14 protein-coding genes are annotated in these 17,320 nt (G+C 71.7%); 7 read left to right on the top strand and 7 right to left on the bottom strand.

Features of this window, described 5'->3' with window-relative positions:
- Positions 1-116: 116 nt before the first annotated feature.
- A complete protein-coding gene (locus tag ACFQ0P_RS11950; protein WP_204978911.1) occupies positions 117-845 on the bottom strand; it encodes a response regulator transcription factor in 729 nt (242 codons plus the stop codon).
- A gap of 180 nt (positions 846-1,025) precedes the next feature.
- On the opposite strand from ACFQ0P_RS11950, the gene ACFQ0P_RS11955 reads away from it, so the two are divergent.
- Together ACFQ0P_RS11955 and ACFQ0P_RS11960 are read left to right on the top strand one after the other, a co-directional pair.
- A complete protein-coding gene (locus ACFQ0P_RS11955) occupies positions 1,026-2,504 on the top strand; it encodes an ABC transporter permease (protein WP_204978912.1) in 1,479 nt (492 codons plus the stop codon).
- Positions 2,505-2,599: 95 nt separating this feature from the next.
- Positions 2,600-3,325, top strand: coding sequence for an ABC transporter ATP-binding protein (locus ACFQ0P_RS11960; RefSeq protein WP_204978913.1), 726 nt, complete (start codon positions 2,600-2,602; stop codon positions 3,323-3,325).
- A gap of 6 nt (positions 3,326-3,331) precedes the next feature.
- Here the strand turns inward: ACFQ0P_RS11960 and ACFQ0P_RS11965 are convergent, their stop codons facing one another.
- Positions 3,332-4,327, bottom strand: a complete 996-nt coding sequence (locus ACFQ0P_RS11965; protein ID WP_204978914.1) for an SDR family oxidoreductase — start codon at positions 4,325-4,327, stop codon at positions 3,332-3,334.
- Between the two features lie 140 nt (positions 4,328-4,467).
- Here ACFQ0P_RS11965 and ACFQ0P_RS11970 point away from each other — a divergent pair, with 140 nt between their 5' ends.
- Positions 4,468-5,781 carry an FAD-binding oxidoreductase gene (locus tag ACFQ0P_RS11970; RefSeq protein ID WP_378772257.1) on the top strand — a complete coding sequence of 438 codons (1,314 nt, stop codon included), beginning with the start codon at positions 4,468-4,470 and terminating at the stop codon, positions 5,779-5,781.
- 30 nt (positions 5,782-5,811) lie between these two features.
- On the opposite strand, the gene gndA is transcribed toward ACFQ0P_RS11970, so the two are convergent.
- Together gndA and ACFQ0P_RS11980 are read right to left on the bottom strand one after the other, a co-directional pair.
- The gene (gene gndA / locus ACFQ0P_RS11975) at positions 5,812-7,239 is read right to left on the bottom strand and encodes an NADP-dependent phosphogluconate dehydrogenase (protein WP_378772395.1); all 1,428 of its coding nucleotides are present in this window, start codon (positions 7,237-7,239) and stop codon (positions 5,812-5,814) included.
- 277 nt (positions 7,240-7,516) lie between these two features.
- Positions 7,517-7,639 (bottom strand): hypothetical protein, encoded by a 123-nt coding sequence (locus tag ACFQ0P_RS11980; protein WP_378772259.1) that lies wholly within the window; start codon positions 7,637-7,639, stop codon positions 7,517-7,519.
- Between the two features lie 253 nt (positions 7,640-7,892).
- Here ACFQ0P_RS11980 and ACFQ0P_RS11985 point away from each other — a divergent pair, with 253 nt between their 5' ends.
- Positions 7,893-8,537 (top strand): 50S ribosomal protein L25/general stress protein Ctc, encoded by a 645-nt coding sequence (locus ACFQ0P_RS11985; RefSeq protein ID WP_204978917.1) that lies wholly within the window; start codon positions 7,893-7,895, stop codon positions 8,535-8,537.
- 79 nt (positions 8,538-8,616) lie between these two features.
- Positions 8,617-9,201 (top strand): aminoacyl-tRNA hydrolase, encoded by a 585-nt coding sequence (pth, locus tag ACFQ0P_RS11990; RefSeq protein ID WP_204978918.1) that lies wholly within the window; start codon positions 8,617-8,619, stop codon positions 9,199-9,201.
- 31 nt (positions 9,202-9,232) lie between these two features.
- Here pth and ACFQ0P_RS11995 read toward each other — a convergent pair whose 3' ends face one another.
- Complete coding sequence (locus ACFQ0P_RS11995) at positions 9,233-9,598, bottom strand: hypothetical protein (RefSeq protein WP_378772262.1); 366 nt, start codon at positions 9,596-9,598, stop codon at positions 9,233-9,235.
- Positions 9,599-10,017: 419 nt separating this feature from the next.
- On the opposite strand from ACFQ0P_RS11995, the gene mfd reads away from it, so the two are divergent.
- Together mfd and ACFQ0P_RS12005 are read left to right on the top strand one after the other, a co-directional pair.
- On the top strand, positions 10,018-13,638 hold the full coding sequence (gene mfd / locus ACFQ0P_RS12000) for a transcription-repair coupling factor (protein ID WP_204978919.1): 3,621 nt from the start codon (positions 10,018-10,020) through the stop codon (positions 13,636-13,638).
- Positions 13,639-13,687: 49 nt separating this feature from the next.
- Positions 13,688-14,287 carry a gamma carbonic anhydrase family protein gene (locus ACFQ0P_RS12005; RefSeq protein ID WP_204978920.1) on the top strand — a complete coding sequence of 200 codons (600 nt, stop codon included), beginning with the start codon at positions 13,688-13,690 and terminating at the stop codon, positions 14,285-14,287.
- Positions 14,288-14,329: 42 nt separating this feature from the next.
- On the opposite strand, the gene ACFQ0P_RS12010 is transcribed toward ACFQ0P_RS12005, so the two are convergent.
- On the bottom strand, positions 14,330-14,500 hold the full coding sequence (locus tag ACFQ0P_RS12010; RefSeq protein ID WP_204978921.1) for a hypothetical protein: 171 nt from the start codon (positions 14,498-14,500) through the stop codon (positions 14,330-14,332).
- A 49-nt stretch (positions 14,501-14,549) separates the two neighbouring features.
- The gene (locus ACFQ0P_RS12015) at positions 14,550-17,222 is read right to left on the bottom strand and encodes a phosphoenolpyruvate carboxylase (protein ID WP_204978922.1); all 2,673 of its coding nucleotides are present in this window, start codon (positions 17,220-17,222) and stop codon (positions 14,550-14,552) included.
- Between the last annotated feature and the right edge of the window lie 98 nt (positions 17,223-17,320).

A 17,320-nucleotide genomic window follows, 5' to 3' on the forward strand; every position in this document is an offset into this window, starting at 1 on the left:
CGTGATCGAGACGACCGTGACGATGAGCTTGCGCTGGAGGGTCCAGGGGCGGCGACCGGATGCCTCGGCACCGCGCGGGCGCGCGGCATCCGCGTGCGCTGCCGGCGCCTCGGTCGTCACTGCGGCGCCTTGATCATGTAGCCGACGCCGCGCACGGTGTGGATGAGCGGCTCGCGACCCTGGTCGATCTTCTTGCGCAGGTAGGAGATGTACAGCTCGACGACGCTGGACCGGCCCCCGAAATCGTAGTTCCACACCCGGTCGAGGATCTGCGCCTTGGACACGACCCGGCGCTGATTGCGCATCAGATAGCGGAGCAGCTCGAACTCGGTGGCGGTCAGCTCGATGCCCTCGCCGCCGCGCTCGACCTCGTGGCTGTCCTCGTTGAGCGTGAGGTCGGCGACGCGCAGGATCGGCTCGGCGCCGGACGCATGCGCCGTGCCCGCCCGGCGCATCAGCCCGCGCAGGCGAGCGACGACCTCTTCGAGGCTGAACGGCTTCGTGACGTAGTCGTCCCCGCCCGCGGTGAGCCCGGCGACGCGGTCGCTGACGGCATCCTTCGCCGTGAGGAACAGGACGGGGACGTCATCGCCCGAGTGACGCAGACGCTGGAGCACCGCCATTCCGTCGAGGTCGGGCATCATGATGTCGAGCACCATGGCATCGGGAGAGAACTCCTTCGCGGACTGGAGCGCCTCGAACCCCGAAGCCGCCGTGCGCACCTCCCAGCCCTCCATGCGCAGCGCCATCGACAGCAGATCGGTGAGCATCTGCTCGTCGTCCACGACGAGCACGCGCAGGGGGGAGCCGTCGGGTCGCAGCAGGGCAGGCGTCGCGGAGGTCATGCGTCCATTGTGCTCCCGGACCTATGGGCTTCCTATGGAGCACGCTATGCGGGTGCTGTGAGAATGCGGCGTCGCCCGCGGTGCTCCATATGCCGTGCATAGCGGGGACCGACGATGCGCATCGCTTCCGTCCCTAGCGTCGCCTCGACGGCAGGCACCCCGCCCGCCGGGAGGAGACCCATGTACGCAACGTACCTGCGGCGGGAGCTGGCCGGCCGCAAGAAGCAGACGATCATCGTCGCGACCGGACTCGCGATCGCGATCGCACTCGTGATGATCGTCAACGCGCTCGCGGCGGGAGTCCGCGACGCGCAGGCCGCGGCGCTGGAGTCCGTCTACGGCGTCGGCACCGACCTCACGGTGAGCGGAGCGACGGCCGAGCCCGGCGAGGGCGGCGCACGCTTCGACTTCGGCGAGGACGGCGGGCAGACGGGAGAGGACGGAACGACCGAGCTCAGCCAGTCGCGACTCGTCTCTCAACCCCTGCGCACCGACCTCGAGTCCGGGACGGTCGACGACGTCGCAGCCGTGGACGGCGTGGCCGAGGCATCCGGCGCCCTGAGCCTCACCAACGTGACGTTCTCGGGAGAGCTGCCGCAGCCTCCCGACGAAAGCGCAGAGCCGGGCACGACCGATCAGGCGCCGCCCGGCGGTGGCGCAAGCGGAGGAGGCGGCTTCGCCGGCGGCTCGTTCGGCGTCGACTCGTTCAGCGTGCTGGGCGTCGACCCGGCCGCGAGCTCGGTCGGGCCCCTGTCGGCTGTCGCGATCGCCGAGGGCCGCGCACTCACGGCCGAGGACGGCGGCGCGAACGTCGCGGTGCTCGACGCCGCGTACGCGGCGACGGCCCAGGTCGCCGTCGGCGACACGATCGACATCGGCGGCGAGGACTTCGAGGTCGTAGGCATCGTGGCCTCGACCTCGAGCGATGCCGACACCGCGGCCAACGTCTACGTTCCGCTGGAGGTCGCGCAGGAGCTCTCGGGCGCGGGCGAGGTCGTCTCGACCGTGTACGTGCGGGCCGAGTCGTCCGACGCGATCGACACCGTCCAGGCGGCCCTCGAGGACACCCTGCCGGAGGCTGTGGTCAGCTCGCAGTCGGATCTGGCCGCGTCGGTCTCCGGCTCGCTCTCCAGCGCGTCCGCCCTCATCGCCGGCCTCGGGACGTGGCTCTCGGTCATCGTCCTCGTCGTGGCCCTCGTCCTCGCCGTCCTGTTCACGATCTCGGGCGTCGCACGCCGCACGCGCGAGTTCGGCACGCTCAAGGCTCTGGGATGGTCGAACCGCCGCGTCGTCGCCCAGGTCGGGGGCGAGTCGCTCGTGCAGGGACTGCTCGGCGGTGCGGCGGGTCTCGTGCTCGGCTTGGCCGGGATCGCCGCGATCAACCTCATCGCGCCGACCATCTCGACGGCGCCGGCCGCGGGACCCGGCACGCAGGGCGTGCCGAGCGCGGACACGGTGATGGGCGGACCGGGGGGCGGACTCGCGGGGAACCCCTTCTCGCCGCAGACCGCCGAGATCGTCCTCCAAGCGCCGGTCACCCTCTGGGTGGTGCTGGCCGCCGTCGGCCTCGCCCTCCTCGGCGGCCTCGTCGCCGGCGCGTTCGGCGGCTGGCGCGCGGCGCGGCTCAGCCCGGCCGAAGCCCTGCGGTCGGTGGGGTGAGGCATCCCATGGCCGAACCCACCGCGGCAGGCGCCGCCGCCGCGACACGACCGATACCCCCGACGCCCCCGACCCATCCGACAGGAGAGAGCACAATGACCATGATCGACAGCGCGCACGACAGCGGGACGGGTGCCGCCCCCGCCGCGCTCTACCGTCTCGCGGGGGTCACGCGCACCTACCAGCAGAAAGACCGCGCCGTGACGGCGCTCGCCGGCATCGACCTCGACATCGCCGAGGGCGACTTCGTGACCATCCAGGGCCCGACCGGCGGGGGGAAGTCGACCCTGCTCCAGCTGCTCGGCGCGCTCGACCGGCCGACGGGGGGTTCCGTGATGCTCAGCGGGGTCGACCTCGCCCGGGCCTCGGATGCCGAGCTCGGACGCGTGCGCGCGCGCGACATCGGGTTCGTGTTCCAGGGCTTCAACCTCGTCCCGACTCTGACGGCGGCCGAGAACGTCGACATGGCACTCGAGCCCCTCCGCCTGCACGCGGGGGAGCGGGCGGAGCGGATCGCCGCCGCGCTCACCCAGGTGGGGCTGTCCGACCGCGCCGATCACCGACCGCTCGAGCTGTCGGGAGGTCAGCAGCAGCGCGTCGCGATCGCGCGGGCCATCGTCAAGCGTCCTCGCGTGCTGCTGGCCGATGAGCCGACGGGAAACCTCGACGAGTCGATGCGCGACGAGATCCTGGCGATGCTCGAGTCGCTCTGCGCGGAAGGCCTCACCCTCGTCGTCGTCACCCACGACTCGGCAGTCGCGACGCGCGCGCGCCGACGCTTGCGGCTCGAGAGGGGGACGGTGCGCGACATCACCCGCTGACCCGCCTCATCCGGCGGAGCGACCGTGGGCCGCGATGCGATCGAACAGCGCGTCGCGGTCCGCGTCGGGGCGCCGGAGGTCAGGGTGAGCGTCGTAGTGCTCGACGATGCGGCGCGCGCCTTCGTCGAACAGGATCGTCGTGCCGAACTCGGGCACCAGCGCCGTCACCTTGCTGTTGTCGAAGACCATCGAGTGCGCTTTGTCGCCGATCAGCGTGGGACCGAGGTCCGGCGCGAAGGCGGCGATCGTGTCGGATGCCACGTGCACGAAGTCCGGCGACGAGACGCCGGCCGCCTCGGCCAGCCACGCGTAGATCGCATTCCACGTCGGGGCGTGCGAGCCGGTGATCGTGAACGCATCGCCGATCGCCTCGGGGTGGCCGAGGAGCCCTGTGAATGCCACGGCGAAATCGTCGGCGTGCGTGATGGTCCACAGGCTCGTGCCGTCGCCGTGGATCACGACGGGCCGGCCGTTCCGCATGCGGGAGAGGTCGTTCCAGCCGCCGAGGGTGGGGATGAGCCGCTCGTCGTAGGTGTGCGACGGGCGCACGATCGTCACGGGCAGTCCGCGGTCGCGATGGGCGGCCACGAGCAGATCCTCGCACGCGATCTTGTCGCGCGAGTACTGCCAGAAGGGGTTGCGCAGGGGGGTCGACTCCGTCACGGGCAGGCGCCGCGGAGGCTTCTCGTACGCCGACGCGGAGCTGACGAACACGTACTGCGAGGTGCGGCCCTCGAACAGGTCGAGCGCGGTCGCTACGTGGTGCGGCGTGAACGACAGGAAGTCCGACACCACGTCGTACTCCGCGGAGCCCACGGCCTCCCGCACCGACGCGGCGTCGCGGATATCGGCGACGACCTCGCGCACGCCTTCGGGGAGCGGTCGCCGTGAGGTGCCGCGGTTGAGCACGGTCACCTCGTCGCCGCGTTCCAGACTGCGCCGCACGCACGCCGCGCTGATGGTTCCGGTCCCGCCGATGTAGAGCACTCGCCTGCTGGTCATCATCCGACCCTAGTCATCGTTCCCGACATCCTGCCCGAGCGGGTGCAGACGACCGCGCGGGGGTCAGCGAGGCGGTCGTGCGAGCCCGCTCGGCACGAGAAGGGTGGCGGATGTCGGCGGCCACGGTTAGCGTGACGCGGGTGACTGATCTCTCCCTCTCCCGTGGCACCGTCGTCCGACCGGGTGACGCCGACTGGGACTCGGCTCGGGCCTTCCACTCCGGCGTCGGCGAGCCGACCGTGGTCGTGCGCGCGTCCGAGGTCGACGATGTGCGGGCGGCACTTCGGTACGCGGCCGCCGAGCGGCTCGACGTCATGGTCCGCGGCGGCGGCCACAGCGCGTGGGGCGCCGTGCCCGGTGGCCTCACGCTCGATCTCGCGGCCCTCGACGACGTCCGCGTCGACGGCTCACTCGTGCACATCGGCGGCGGGGCCACGTGGGGCGGCGTGGCGCACGCGCTGGCCGAGCACGGGCTGGGCATCAGCTCCGGCGACACCGCGTCGGTGGGGGTCGGCGGCCTCACGCTCGGGGGCGGCATCGGCTGGATGGTGCGGGCATGGGGCCTCGCCGTCGATCAGCTCGAGGGCGCGCAGCTCGTGACCGCGCGCGGCGAGGTCCTCGAGGTAGACGCCACCTCGCACCCCGAGCTGTGGTGGGCGCTGCGCGGCGGCGGCGGCAACTTCGGCGTGGTCACGCGATTCGACTTCCGTGCTCATCCGCTCCCGCATGTGGTGTTCGGCGCGCTCGCGGTGTCCGGCGACGCGCGTCCGGTGCTGCGCGAGTTGCGCGACGTGATGCGCTCCGCGCCACGGGAGCTCACCGTCACCTACATGGACATCCCGGCAATGGATCCGAACGCGCCCGCCGGCGCCTCGATCACCGTGTGCTGGGTCGGCGACGACGAAGACGCCCTCCGCTCGGCCATTGCGCCCCTTCTCGCCGTCGAGGGCGTCTCCGAGTCCGAGCTCGGCGTGAGGTCCTACCCTGACGTGCTCATGGACATGCCGCCGGCCGACCCCGAGCAGCCTGCGCCGGGATTCCTCGGGGGCAACACGCTGCTCGTCGAGCTGGGTGATGATGTGATCGACCGGCTGTGCGCCTTCCGCGAGGCCAACGCCGCGTCGGTGCTGTTCCTCCGCTCGCTGGGCGGAGCCTTCGGCGACGTCCCGCAGAGCGCCACCGCCTTCCCCGCGCGCGACGCGCAGTGGTTCGCGATGGCGGGTGCGTTCGACGTGCCCGGTCTCGTCCACGACGAGAACCGCGCGCTCATCCAGGCCGAGTGGGACGCCATCGAGGCGCTCGGCGCGGGGTTGTACGGCAACTTCACGCCGTCGACCGATCCCGGGCTCGTGACGCGCATGTTCCCGCCTGAGACGATGGCACGTCTCGCCGAGGTCAAGCGTCGCTACGACCCGCAGAACCTCTTCTGCCGCAACCACAACGTGGTGCCCTGAGGCGTCGCTGACGCCCCGGCGAGCCTCGGGTCAGTGCGTGTCTTCGGCTTCGATCTCGGTGCGGTCGCCCGACCACAGGGTGTGGAAGGTTCCGGGCTTGTCGATGCGCTGGTAGGTGTGCGCGCCGAAGAAGTCGCGCTGTCCCTGCACGAGAGCGGCCGGGAGCCGCTCCGCCCGCAGCCCGTCGTAGTAGGCCAGCGAGGAGGAGAACGCGGGCGCGGGGATGCCGGCTCCGGCCGCGGTCTGGACGATTCGGCGCCACGCTCCCTGGGCGCGGCCGAGCGCCTCGACGAAGTAGGGCGCGGTCAGCAGCACCGGCAGGTCGGGCGTCTGGGCGTACGCGTCGGCGATGCGGTTGAGGAACTGGGCGCGGATGATGCAGCCGCCGCGCCAGATCTTCGAGACCGCGCCGAGGTCGATGGTCCAGTCGTACTGGGCGGCGCCGGCGCGGATCTCGTCGAAGCCCTGCGAGTAGGCGACGATCTTCGACGCGTACAGCGCCAGGCGCACGTCCTCGATGAACGCGTCGTCGTCCTCCACCTCGAGGCCTTCGACGGGTCCGGGGAGGTCGCCGGCGACGGCACGCTGCTCGGGGTGGCTGGACAGCGATCGCGCGAACACCGCCTCGGCGATGCCCGACACGGGAACGCCCAGGTCCAGTGCGGTCTGCACCGTCCAGGCGCCGGTGCCCTTCGCGCCGGCCTGGTCGAGGATCACGTCGACCAGCGGCCGGCCGGTCGCGGCATCCACCTGGCGCAGCACCTCGGCGGTGATCTCGATCAGGTAGGACTCCAGCTCGCCCTCGTTCCACCGGGCGAACACGTCGGCGATCTCGGCGGGGGTCTTGCCGGTGCCGCGGCGGATCAGATCGTACGCCTCGGCGATGAGCTGCATGTCGGCGTATTCGATGCCGTTGTGCACCATCTTCACGAAGTGCCCCGCACCGTCGTGCCCGATGTGGGTCACGCACGGCTCGCCCTCGGCGATCGCGGCGATCGAGCGCAGGATCGGGCCGAGGGTGACCCACGACTCGTCTGAGCCGCCGGGCATGATCGAAGGCCCGTGCAGCGCCCCCTCCTCGCCACCGGAGATCCCGGCGCCGACGAAGTTGATGCCCGTCTCGCGCACCGCCTTCTCGCGGCGGATGGTGTCTGTGAACAGGGCGTTGCCGCCGTCGACGATGATGTCGCCCGGCTCGAAAACGTCGACGAGGGAATCGATCACCGCGTCGGTCGGGCGCCCCGCCTTGACCATGATGATCGCGGTCCGCGGCGTGGCGAGCGCGGCCGCGAACTCCTCATAGGAGAACGCCGGCACGAATCCTGCCTCGGGGTGCTCGGCCACCAGGACATCGGTCTTCTCGTGGCTGCGGTTGTAGATCGCGACGGTGTTGCCCTCGCGGCTCGCGAGATTGCGGGCCAGGTTCGACCCCATCACCGCAAGCCCCACGACACCGATGTTCGCCGTCGGTGCGCCCGTGCCCGCGGGACCGGTCGGCTCGGGAGTCGGCCGCGAAACCTCTTCCGGCGCCGGCGCCCCCTCATGCTCCCGTGTCGAGCCCGGCTGGTCATCCCGGTCATTCGACACATTCGTCTGGGCTGAAGGGTCGCTCTGAGACACACGCACTCCTGGGTTCTCGGGGGAGGGTTCTTCCAGCCTAGAGTCTGGGCCCTCCGTGTTACGCGCGGACGCCGCGTCCCTCACCGCGCCGGCGGAGGGGACGCGAGCTGGATCGTCAGTCCTTGCGGTACCCGGCGCGCCCCATCGACCAGAACGCGCCGACGGTGAGGACCGCGCCCACCGCGGCCATCGCGCCGATCAGCCACAGCAGCAGGTGGGACAGGAAGCCGTATTCCATCGGGGTCCTCCGGGTGGGGATCGAGTACGGTCCTCATCGTAGCGGGGAGGCTGGTAAACTCGGGGCTGAACTTCGGCGAGGGATGCCTCGGGCCGGCCGGTTTCGGCGGGTGCGGCATCCGTGATCGACGCAGTGGAGCAGGCCCACGGCTTTCCTCACGCGCGCGCGTTCGAGTCGAGAAGACCCACATACCTGGGCCCGCCATCCGCGCGGACCCGCGATCAGAACGGGCTCACGCCCGCGAGGAGACATCATGGCCACCGAGACCGACACGAAGGTCCACGCCGAAGTCCGCGAGAACTTCGGCAAGGGCTTCGCCCGCCGCCTGCGCGCCGCCGGCAAGATCCCCGCCGTCATCTACGGGCACGGCACCGCCCCCGTCCACGTCGCCCTGCCGGGCCACCAGGTCGCGCTGCTCATCCGCCGCGCCAACGCGGTGCTCGAGCTCGAGGTCAACGGCACGCAGCAGCTGACGCTGGTGAAGGACGTCCAGAAGGATCCCGTGCACCAGCTCATCGAGCACATCGACCTCCTCGTCGTGAAGAAGGGCGAGAAGATCCAGGTCGATGTCCCCGTCCTCGTCCTGGGCGAGCCCTTCCCCGGCACGATCGCCAACCTCGACGCCCAGACGGTGGCGCTCGAGGTCGAGGCGACCCACATCCCCGAGCACGTCGAGGTCGACGTCGAGGGCCTCGAGGACGGCACGCACATCACCGCGGCCGACCTGAAGCTCCCGAAGGGCGCCTCGCTCGTGGCGGACCCCGAGACGCTCATCGTGGCGATCTCGGTCCCGGCGGCCACGCTCGCCGCCGAGGACGAGATCGCCGAGGCCGACGCCGAGGTCGCCGCCGAGCAGGCCGAGGAGGCCGAGGAGGCCAAGGAGGCCGAGTCCGAGTAAGGGCTCACCGCAGCATCCGACGAAGCCCGTCCCCGATACTGAAGGGACGGGCTTCGTCGTCGGAGGGAACGGGCAACACATGGCAGAGGCGTGGCTGATCGTCGGGCTGGGCAATCCCGGGCCGCGATACGAGCTCACCCGGCACAACGTCGGCCAGATGGTCGTCGACGAGCTCGCGGAGCGACGCGGCGAGTCCTTCCGGGCGCATAAGGCGAACGCGCGCGTCGCCGAGACGTGGCTGCGTCCGGGCTCGGCGAAGCTGATCCTCGCGAAGCCCAACACGTACATGAACGTCTCGGGCGGACCCGTCGCGGGACTCGCGAAGTTCTACGGGATCGACGCGGACCGGATCGTCGTCGTCCACGACGAGCTCGACATCCCGTTCGACACGATCAAGCTGAAGTCCGGCGGCGGTCACGGCGGGCACAACGGCGTCCGCGACGTGGCCAAGGCCCTCGGGTCGCCCGACTTCGCGCGGGTGCGCGTGGGGATCGGCCGTCCGCCCGGCCGTCAGGATCCCGCCGATTGGGTGCTCGACCCCTTCGGGGCGAGTGAGCGCGCGAACCTGCCCGTCCTGCTGGCGGATGCGGCCGATGCGGTCGAGCTGGTCGTCGGGGAGGGGCTTCTCGCGGCGCAGCAGAAGCACCACGCCCCGAGGGTCTGACCCTGCGCGCGACTGCCCGCGCGCACCCGCGTCAGCCGCCGATGCCCGAGCCGGCGGCGTACCCCGCGGTGAGGAACCCCTGCAGCATCGCGACGAAGACGATCGGCCCGATCGCGGCGATGACGACGGCCGCGATCCCGGCTCCGCGTCCGCGCACCGTGGCGATCGCGACGATCCCCTGGATCAGGGCCCACACGCCGAGCGCCGTGCCGATCCAGAACGACGCCTCGGCCAGCAGCACCCAGTCGCGCACCGGGGTGAGCAGCGACCAGTCGAAGTTGGCGCCCATCGGCTGCAGTGCGATCTCCCGACCGGTGCCGAGACCGATTCCGAACGCGGCGGCCGCTGCGGCCAGCGCCGAGCCGACGACGGCGACGAGTGCGACGACGAGGGCCACGACCCCCAGTCCGCGACGTGCGGGAGCCGAAGCGCCCGATCTTGTCGCGGCCGGCGCAGGGATGCCCCCGGGAGGGAGGTGAGCCCCAGGGCGCGCGTATCCGGTCGGGGGCGCGTATCCCGCCGGGGGCGCGTATCCGGCCGGGGGAGCGTATCCGACCGGCGGCGTCGGAGTCGGAGCCCCGAACGGAGGCGCTCCCGGAGGCGTCCACGCGGGCACCTGCGGGGTGGGTGCCTGCTCGGTCGACGGGCTCTCCGGTCGGGGTTCGCTCACGCGCTCATCCTACGAGGCCGCCCGCCGAGACCGATCGGTCCGGGCGCGCAGGCGGCGTGGCGCGCCGACGGGTGCGCAGTGTCGGCCGAGGTCTGCGCCCGCCGCATCGTGCGACCGGTGTCCGGGCCAGCGAATAGACTCGTCCGGTGACAGTTCCCGGGATCGTGCGCGCCCTCGAACAGGCAGAGTCTTTCCGGGATGCCGTGGCCGCAGCATCCGTCGACGCCGACTTCTCGCTCGTGGAGGGGCTCACCGCCCCGCTCCTCGCGGCACTCCTCGAGCGTCGGCGCGCGGCCGGTCGCCCGCCCGCGATCCTGCTCATCACCCCGACCGGTCGCCGCGCCGAATCGCTCGGCCCCGCGCTCGGCGCACTGCTGCCCGGTGCCGAGGTGCTCCACTTCCCCGCGTGGGAGACCCTGCCGCACGAGCGCCTCAGCCCGAGCGCCGAGATCGTCGGCAACCGGCTGGACGTGCTCGGCCGCATCGGCCGCTGGTCCGGCGAGCAGCCGCTCGTCGTGACGGCGTCGGTGCGCGGTGCGATCCAGCCGCTTGCGCCGGGGCTGGCCGACGTCCCGCCGATCGAGCTCGTGGTCGGTCGCACCGAGGGCGCGGAGTCGCTGAGCGACATCGCGCTGCGCCTCGTCGAACTGGCCTATCACCGCGTCGACATGGTGTCGCGGCGCGGCGAGTTCGCCGTGCGCGGCGGCATCCTGGACGTCTTCCCGCCGACCGCCGCGCACCCGTACCGCGTGGAGTTCTTCGGCGACGAGGTCGATCAGATCCGGGCGTTCTCGGTCGCCGACCAGCGTTCGCTTCCCGGAGAGGTCGGCGAGGTCTCACTCATCCCGAGCCGCGAACTGCTTCTGACCGAGGCGGTCCGCGGGCGCGCACGGCAGCTGAAGGACGAGTTCCCCGGGCTCGCCGGCATGCTCGAGCGCATGTCCGAGGGCATCCCCGTCGAGGGCATGGAGTCGCTGCTCCCCGCGGTCGTGGACCACCTCGTGACCCTCGCCGACTATCTGCCCGAGGATGCCGCGGTGGCCCTCGTCGACCCCGAGCGCGCCGTCACGCGCGCGATCACCCTCGGCGAGACGAATCGCGAGTTCCTCGAGGCCGCGTGGAGCGCCGCGACGGCGGGCGCCCGCACCCCGATCGACCTCGGTGCGGGAGACTTCCTCAGCCTCCCCGCGCTGCGCGACGCCGCACGGGCGCGCGGGCAGGTCTGGTGGTCGCTGAGCGCCTTCGACTCCGGAGAGGCGGATGCCGCGGCAGAGGGCCTGCTCGACGTCGACAGCGCGCTCGAGGCCTCTGCCGCGGTCCGCGTGCCCGGCACCGCGGTGCCGTCCTTCCACGGCAACGTCGAGGGCGCGACGGAGCACGTCGGCGCGCTGCTCGCGGAGGGATGGCGCGTCGTCGTCGCCGCGGAGGGCACGGGGCTCGTCGAGCGCGCGCGGGACGTGCTCGCCGAGCGCGGCATCGCCGCCCGCAAGGTCGACGATCTCGCCGAGGCTCCCGAGGCGGGCGTCGCCCACCTCGTCGCCTGTTCGCTGGAGCGCGGATTCGAGCAGCCCGACGCCAAGCTCGCCGTGCTCACCGAGACCGAGTTCTACGGCCGCACGATCGGCGGCGACCAGCGCGTCGTGAAGAAGCTCGCCTCGCGGCGTCGGAACGTCGTCGATCCGCTCCAGCTGAAGCCCGGCGACCATGTCGTGCACGCCACCCACGGCATCGGCCGCTTCGTCGAGCTCACCCAGCGCGAGGTCTCCAGCGGCGGACGCAACGCCGTCAAGAGCGTGCGTGAGTACCTCGTGCTCGAGTACGCCCCGTCCAAGCGCGGCTACCCCGGCGACAAGCTCTTCGTCCCCACCGATCAGCTCGACCTCCTCTCGCGCTACGTCGGAGGCGAGGCGCCCGCACTGTCGAAGATGGGGGGCAGCGATTGGGCGGCCGCGAAGGGCCGTGCCCGCAAGGCGGTGCGCGACATCGCCGTCGAGCTCGTCAAGCTGTACTCCGCGCGGATGGCGGCGAAGGGCTACGCGTTCGGTCCCGACACCCCCTGGCAGCGCGAGCTCGAAGAGGCCTTCCCGTTCGCCGAGACGCCCGACCAGCTCCAGACGATCGACGAGATCAAGGCCGACATGGAGAAGCCCATCCCGATGGACCGGCTGCTGTCGGGCGACGTCGGATTCGGCAAGACCGAGGTGGCCGTCCGCGCAGCGTTCAAGGCGATCCAGGACGGCAAGCAGGTGGCGATGCTCGTCCCGACGACGCTCCTGGTCAAGCAGCATCTCGAGACCTTCTCCGAGCGGTTCGCGGGCTTCCCGGTCAAGGTCAAGGCGCTGTCGCGATTCCAGTCCGACAAGCAGGCGCGCGAGATCGTCGCCGGCCTCGCCGACGGCACCCTCGACATGGTGATCGGCACGCATCGCATCCTCACCGAGAAGGTCGTGTTCAAGGATCTGGGGCTGCTCATCGTCGACGAGGAGCAGCGGTTCGGGGTCGAACACAAGGACGCGCTCAAGAAGCTCAAGACCAACGTCGACATCCTCGCCATGAGCGCGACCCCGATCCCGCGCACCCTCGAGATGGCGGTCACGGGCATCCGCGAGATGTCGACGCTCCAGACCCCGCCCGAGGACCGGCATCCGATCCTCTCCTTCGTCGGCCCCCGCAACGACAAGCAGATCGCCGCGGCGATCCGCCGCGAACTGCTGCGGGAGGGCCAGGTGTTCTACGTCCACAACCGGGTCCAGTCCATCCAGCGGGTGGCGGCGCACCTCGCCGAGCTCGTGCCCGAGGCGCGCATCGCCGTCGCGCACGGCCAGATGGGGGAGCACCAGCTCGAGCAGGTCGTGGACGACTTCTGGGAGCGCCGCGCCGACGTGCTCGTGTCGACGACGATCGTCGAGACCGGGCTGGACATCTCCAACGCGAACACGATCATCATCGACCGCGCCGACAAGTACGGGCTGTCTCAGCTGCACCAGCTGCGCGGCCGCGTCGGGCGCGCGCGCGAGCGGGCCTACGCGTACTTCCTCTACGACGAGCAGAAGCCGCTCAGCGAGACCGCGGCCGACCGCCTCGAGACGATCGCGGTCAACAACGACCTGGGCAGCGGCATGCAGGTCGCGCTCAAGGATCTCGAGATCCGCGGGGCCGGCAACCTCCTCGGCGCCGAGCAGGCCGGCCACATCGCGGGAGTCGGGTTCGACCTGTACCTGCGGATGATCGGCGAGGCGGTGTCGGCCTTCCGCGGCGACGACGTCGAAGGACCCACCGAGCTGCGGCTCGAGCTGCCGGTTCAGGCGCGGATCCCCGAGTCGTACATCGACAGCGAGCGGCTGCGCCTCGAGGCGTACCAGAAGCTGTCGGCCGCGGCATCCGCCACCGCAAAGGATGACGCGATCGACCTCGTGGTCGAGGAGCTCACCGACCGGTACGGCGATCCGCCCGCCGATGTCGAGGGGCTTCTCGCCGTCGCGCGCCTGCGCCGGCGCGCCGCGCGGGCCGGGCTCGCCGACGTCGTCGCGATGGGGCCGAACCTGCGGATCGCACCGGCGAACCTGCCCGACTCGATGCGGGTGCGCGTGCAGCGCCTCTACCCGAAGGCGAAGCTGCTCGCGGGGGGCGACGCCCTCGTCGTGCCGCTGCCGACGGCGGGCGGCGAAGCGGTCTCCGATGCCGACCTGATCGCGTGGGTCGGGCAGCTGCTCGATCAGCTGTGGCCCGAGCGCAAGCCCGACCAGGCCGCACCCGCCGCGGACTGACGCGCGCGAGGGGCCCGGCCGCTACGCTGGCACCGACCGAGGAGGAACGATGCGGTTCGAGCACCTCGGGGCGCAGCCCCGCATCCACCCCACCGCCGTGATCGCGCCGACGGCGGTGATCAGCGGCGACGTGACCATCGGCGCCGACTGCCAGGTCCTGCACGGCGCCGTGATCACGGCCGAAGGCGGGGCGATCACCCTCGGCGACAACGTCATCGTGATGGAGAACGCGCTCATCCGCGCCACGGCGACCAATCCCGTGCACATCGGCGACCACGTGCTGGTCGGCCCGATGGCCAGCATCTCGGGCGCGACCGTCGGTGACGAGGTGTTCCTCGCGACCGGCACGCGGGTGTTCAACGGCGCGCGCATCGGCGAGCGCAGCGAGGTGCGCATCAACGGCGTCGTCCACCTGCGCACGACACTGCCGCCCGAGACCGTGGTGCCGATCGCGTGGGTCGCGGTGGGTGATCCGCCGCAGGTGCTCCCGCCGGATCGTCACGAGGAGATCTGGGCCGCGCAGCGCGATCTCGACTTCCCGGGCTACGTGTTCGGCCTCGACCGCGAGACGCCCGACCTGATGGTGCAGCTCACCGAGCGGTACGGCCGCAGCCTCGCGCGCCACCTGGACGATCGACGGGTCGACTGACGGGATGCCGCGGCCCGCGGCATCCGATTCCTCCCGGGCCCGTCAGTCCCAGGTGCCGCCGCACGTGCGGCACGCGAATTCGAGGCGGTCCACCCAGCCGTCGTCGAGCTCGCCCCGTCGGGGGAACTCGACGACGAACCACCGCGGCTCGGTCGCACGCACATCGAGCGAACGGCAGTGGGGACACACTTCGGCGACGATCGTCCGTGCCATGCCGACACGGTAACCCTCCGAGATGCGCGGCCCGGCAGCGACGCGCGTGTCAGCCCGTGTTCTGCAGTCCGGCCGCCACGCCGCTCACCGACAGCAGGAGCAGCCGCTGCTGGTCGGGGTCGACGGGGGATCCCTCCGGCGCATCCCGCAACGCACGCAGGGCGCGCAGCTGGAGGAGCGACAGCGCGTCGACGTACGGGCTGCGCATCTTGACGGCTCGCTGGAGAACCGGCTTGTTGGCGAGCAGCTCGGTCCCGCCGGTGAGGCGGATGACCCACGAGCGGGTCAGCGCCATCTCCTCGCGGACGAGGTCGGCGAGGTCGTCCCGGTCGCCGAGCTGCAGGTAGTGACGCGCGATGCGGTCGTCGGCCTTGGCCAGACTCATCCCGACGTTGTCGATCAGCGTGCGGAACAGCGGCCACTCCTCGTACGCGCGCCGCAGCCTGGACTCGTCGCCGACCGCCTCGAGCGCCGTTCCCAGCCCGAACCAGCCGGCGAGGTTGATGCGCGCCTGGGTCCACGCGAACACCCACGGGATGGCGCGGAGGTCGGCGAGCGATTCGACCGAGAGTCCGCGACGGGCGGGCCGCGAGCCGAGCGCGAGCTGGCCGAGCTCCTCCATGGGCGTCACGCGCGCGAACCACGGGGCGAATCCGGGCGCCTTGACCAGGGAGAAGAAACGGGCGCGGGATGCCTCATCCATGGTGGACGCCACGTCGGCGTACCGTTCGGCGGCCTCCCGGTTGCGCTCCTCGTTCGACGGGGACGACGCGAGCAGGATCGCCGCGGCGACCTGGTCGATGTGACGCATGGCGATCGCCGGGTCGCCGTAGCGGGCGAAGATGACCTCGCCCTGCTCGGTGAGCTTGAACCGGCCGTCGACCGAGTGGGGCGGCTGCGCGAGGATCGCGGAGTTCGCCGGGCCGCCGCCTCGGCCGAGCGCGCCGCCGCGACCGTGGAAGAGGGTGAGCTGGATGCCCTTCTCGCGCGCCCACGCCGAGATGGCCGCCTGCGCCTCGTACAGGGCGAGGTTCGCGGCGACCGGGCCGACGTCCTTCGACGAGTCCGAGTAGCCGAGCATGACCTCCAGTCGGCGTCCCGTCGCCTCGAGCCGCGCGGCGAACTCGGGGTGCTCGACGATCTCGGCCAGGATGGCGGGCGCGGCCTGAAGGTCGGCGAAGGTCTCGAACAGCGGGATGACGTCGAGGGTCGGCACGTCGCCCTCCGGTCCGACGGCATGGCGCGCCAGTCGGTGGACGGCGGCCAGGTCGTCGGCCGACTGCGTGAACGACACGATGTAGCGGCCTGCCGCGCGGGGGCCGTAGCGCTCCTGGAGGAACGCGACGGCGCGGAAGACGTCGAGGACCTCCTCGGTCTGCTCGCTGCGCGGTCCGCCTTCCTCGAGTTCGGCGAGCACCTTCGCGTGGACCGCCGAGTGTTGGCGCACCTCGAGCTCGGCGAGGTGGAACCCGTACGTCTCGACCTGCCACAGCAGCTGCTGCAGGTGCCCGTACGCCTGGCGAGGCGCGCCGGCCTGCACGAGCGACTCCTGCACGGTGCGCAGGTCGGCGAGGAAGTGCTCGGGATCGCGGTACGCCAGGTCGGCGTTGCGCTCGCGGGTCGCGGTGAGCTTGCGGGCGAGGAGCAGGAGGATGCGGCGGTGCGGCTCGTCGGGGGAGCGCTTGGCGATCTCCTTCGCGGCGTCCTCGTCGGCGGCCGAGAGCCGCTGCCAGAGGGCGGCCAGGGCGGCGCTGGGCGGGGTGGTGGTCGCATCGAGCGTGAGCGTGCGGCCGATCCGGCTCGTCGTGCGCTCCAGGCCCAGCAGGACGTGCTCGCTGGCGATCTTGGCGGCCTTGCGCGTGACCGATGCCGTCACGAAGGGGTTGCCGTCGCGGTCGCCGCCCACCCACGAGCCGACGCGGACGAACGGGCGCACGACTGGCGCGCGCCCGCCGGCGGCGGGACCCTGGAGGGCGTCGTCGACCCGTCGGTAGACGTGCGGCACGGCGGTGTACAGGGTCTCGTCGAACACCGCCATGACGGCGCGCACCTCGTCGGTCGGAGACGGCTTCTCGGGCCGCAGCGGCGCCGTGCGCCACAGGGTGTCGACCTCTTCGAGCATCCGACGCTCCGCGCGCCGCTGGTCCGCGCCGTTGCGCAGCGACGCGTCGTGTTCTTCGAGGAGCGCGGCGAGCCGGCGGATGCTGGAGGACACCGCGCGCCGCCGGGCCTCGGTCGGGTGGGCGGTGAAGACCGGGTGGAAGCGCAGCGACTGCAGCCGCTCGAGGGCCGTGTCGTCGCCGACCTCCGCGGCGAGACGCACGAATGCGGCGGCGACGGAGTCGGTCGCCTGCTCGCGGTCGGGTCGTCCGTCGCGCTCGCGCAGGATGCGCACGCGCTGGTGCTCCTCGGCGAGGTTCACGAGATGGAAGTAGGCGGTGAACGCCCGAGCGACCTCGTCGGCCCGCTGGACGGTGAAGGAGTCGGCGATCGCCGCGGCCCGCTCGAACGCCTCCGGCGTCTCATCGGTGTAGGCCTGGATGGTGGCGATGCGGAGACGCTCGACGTCGTCGTAGAGGCCGGGTGACCCGCTCTCGCGGAGAACCTGTCCCAGGAGGGACCCGAGCATGCTTACGTCGGCGCGCATGCGCTCCGGGATCTCCTGCTCGGCCTCGAAGCGCCCGACGAGGTCGATCGCTTCGGTTCGGGTGAGTTCGCGCATGGATCCACGCTAACGCCGTCACGTTTCGTCGATGTCACGCGCGTCCCTCTGTGACGGGCGCCGCCGCTCACCCCGGATGCGCGGTCGGTAGACTCGTT

Origin of the sequence: Microbacterium insulae, from assembly GCF_042677065.1 — a bacterium.
Taxonomy (GTDB): Bacteria; Actinomycetota; Actinomycetes; order Actinomycetales; family Microbacteriaceae; genus Microbacterium; species Microbacterium insulae.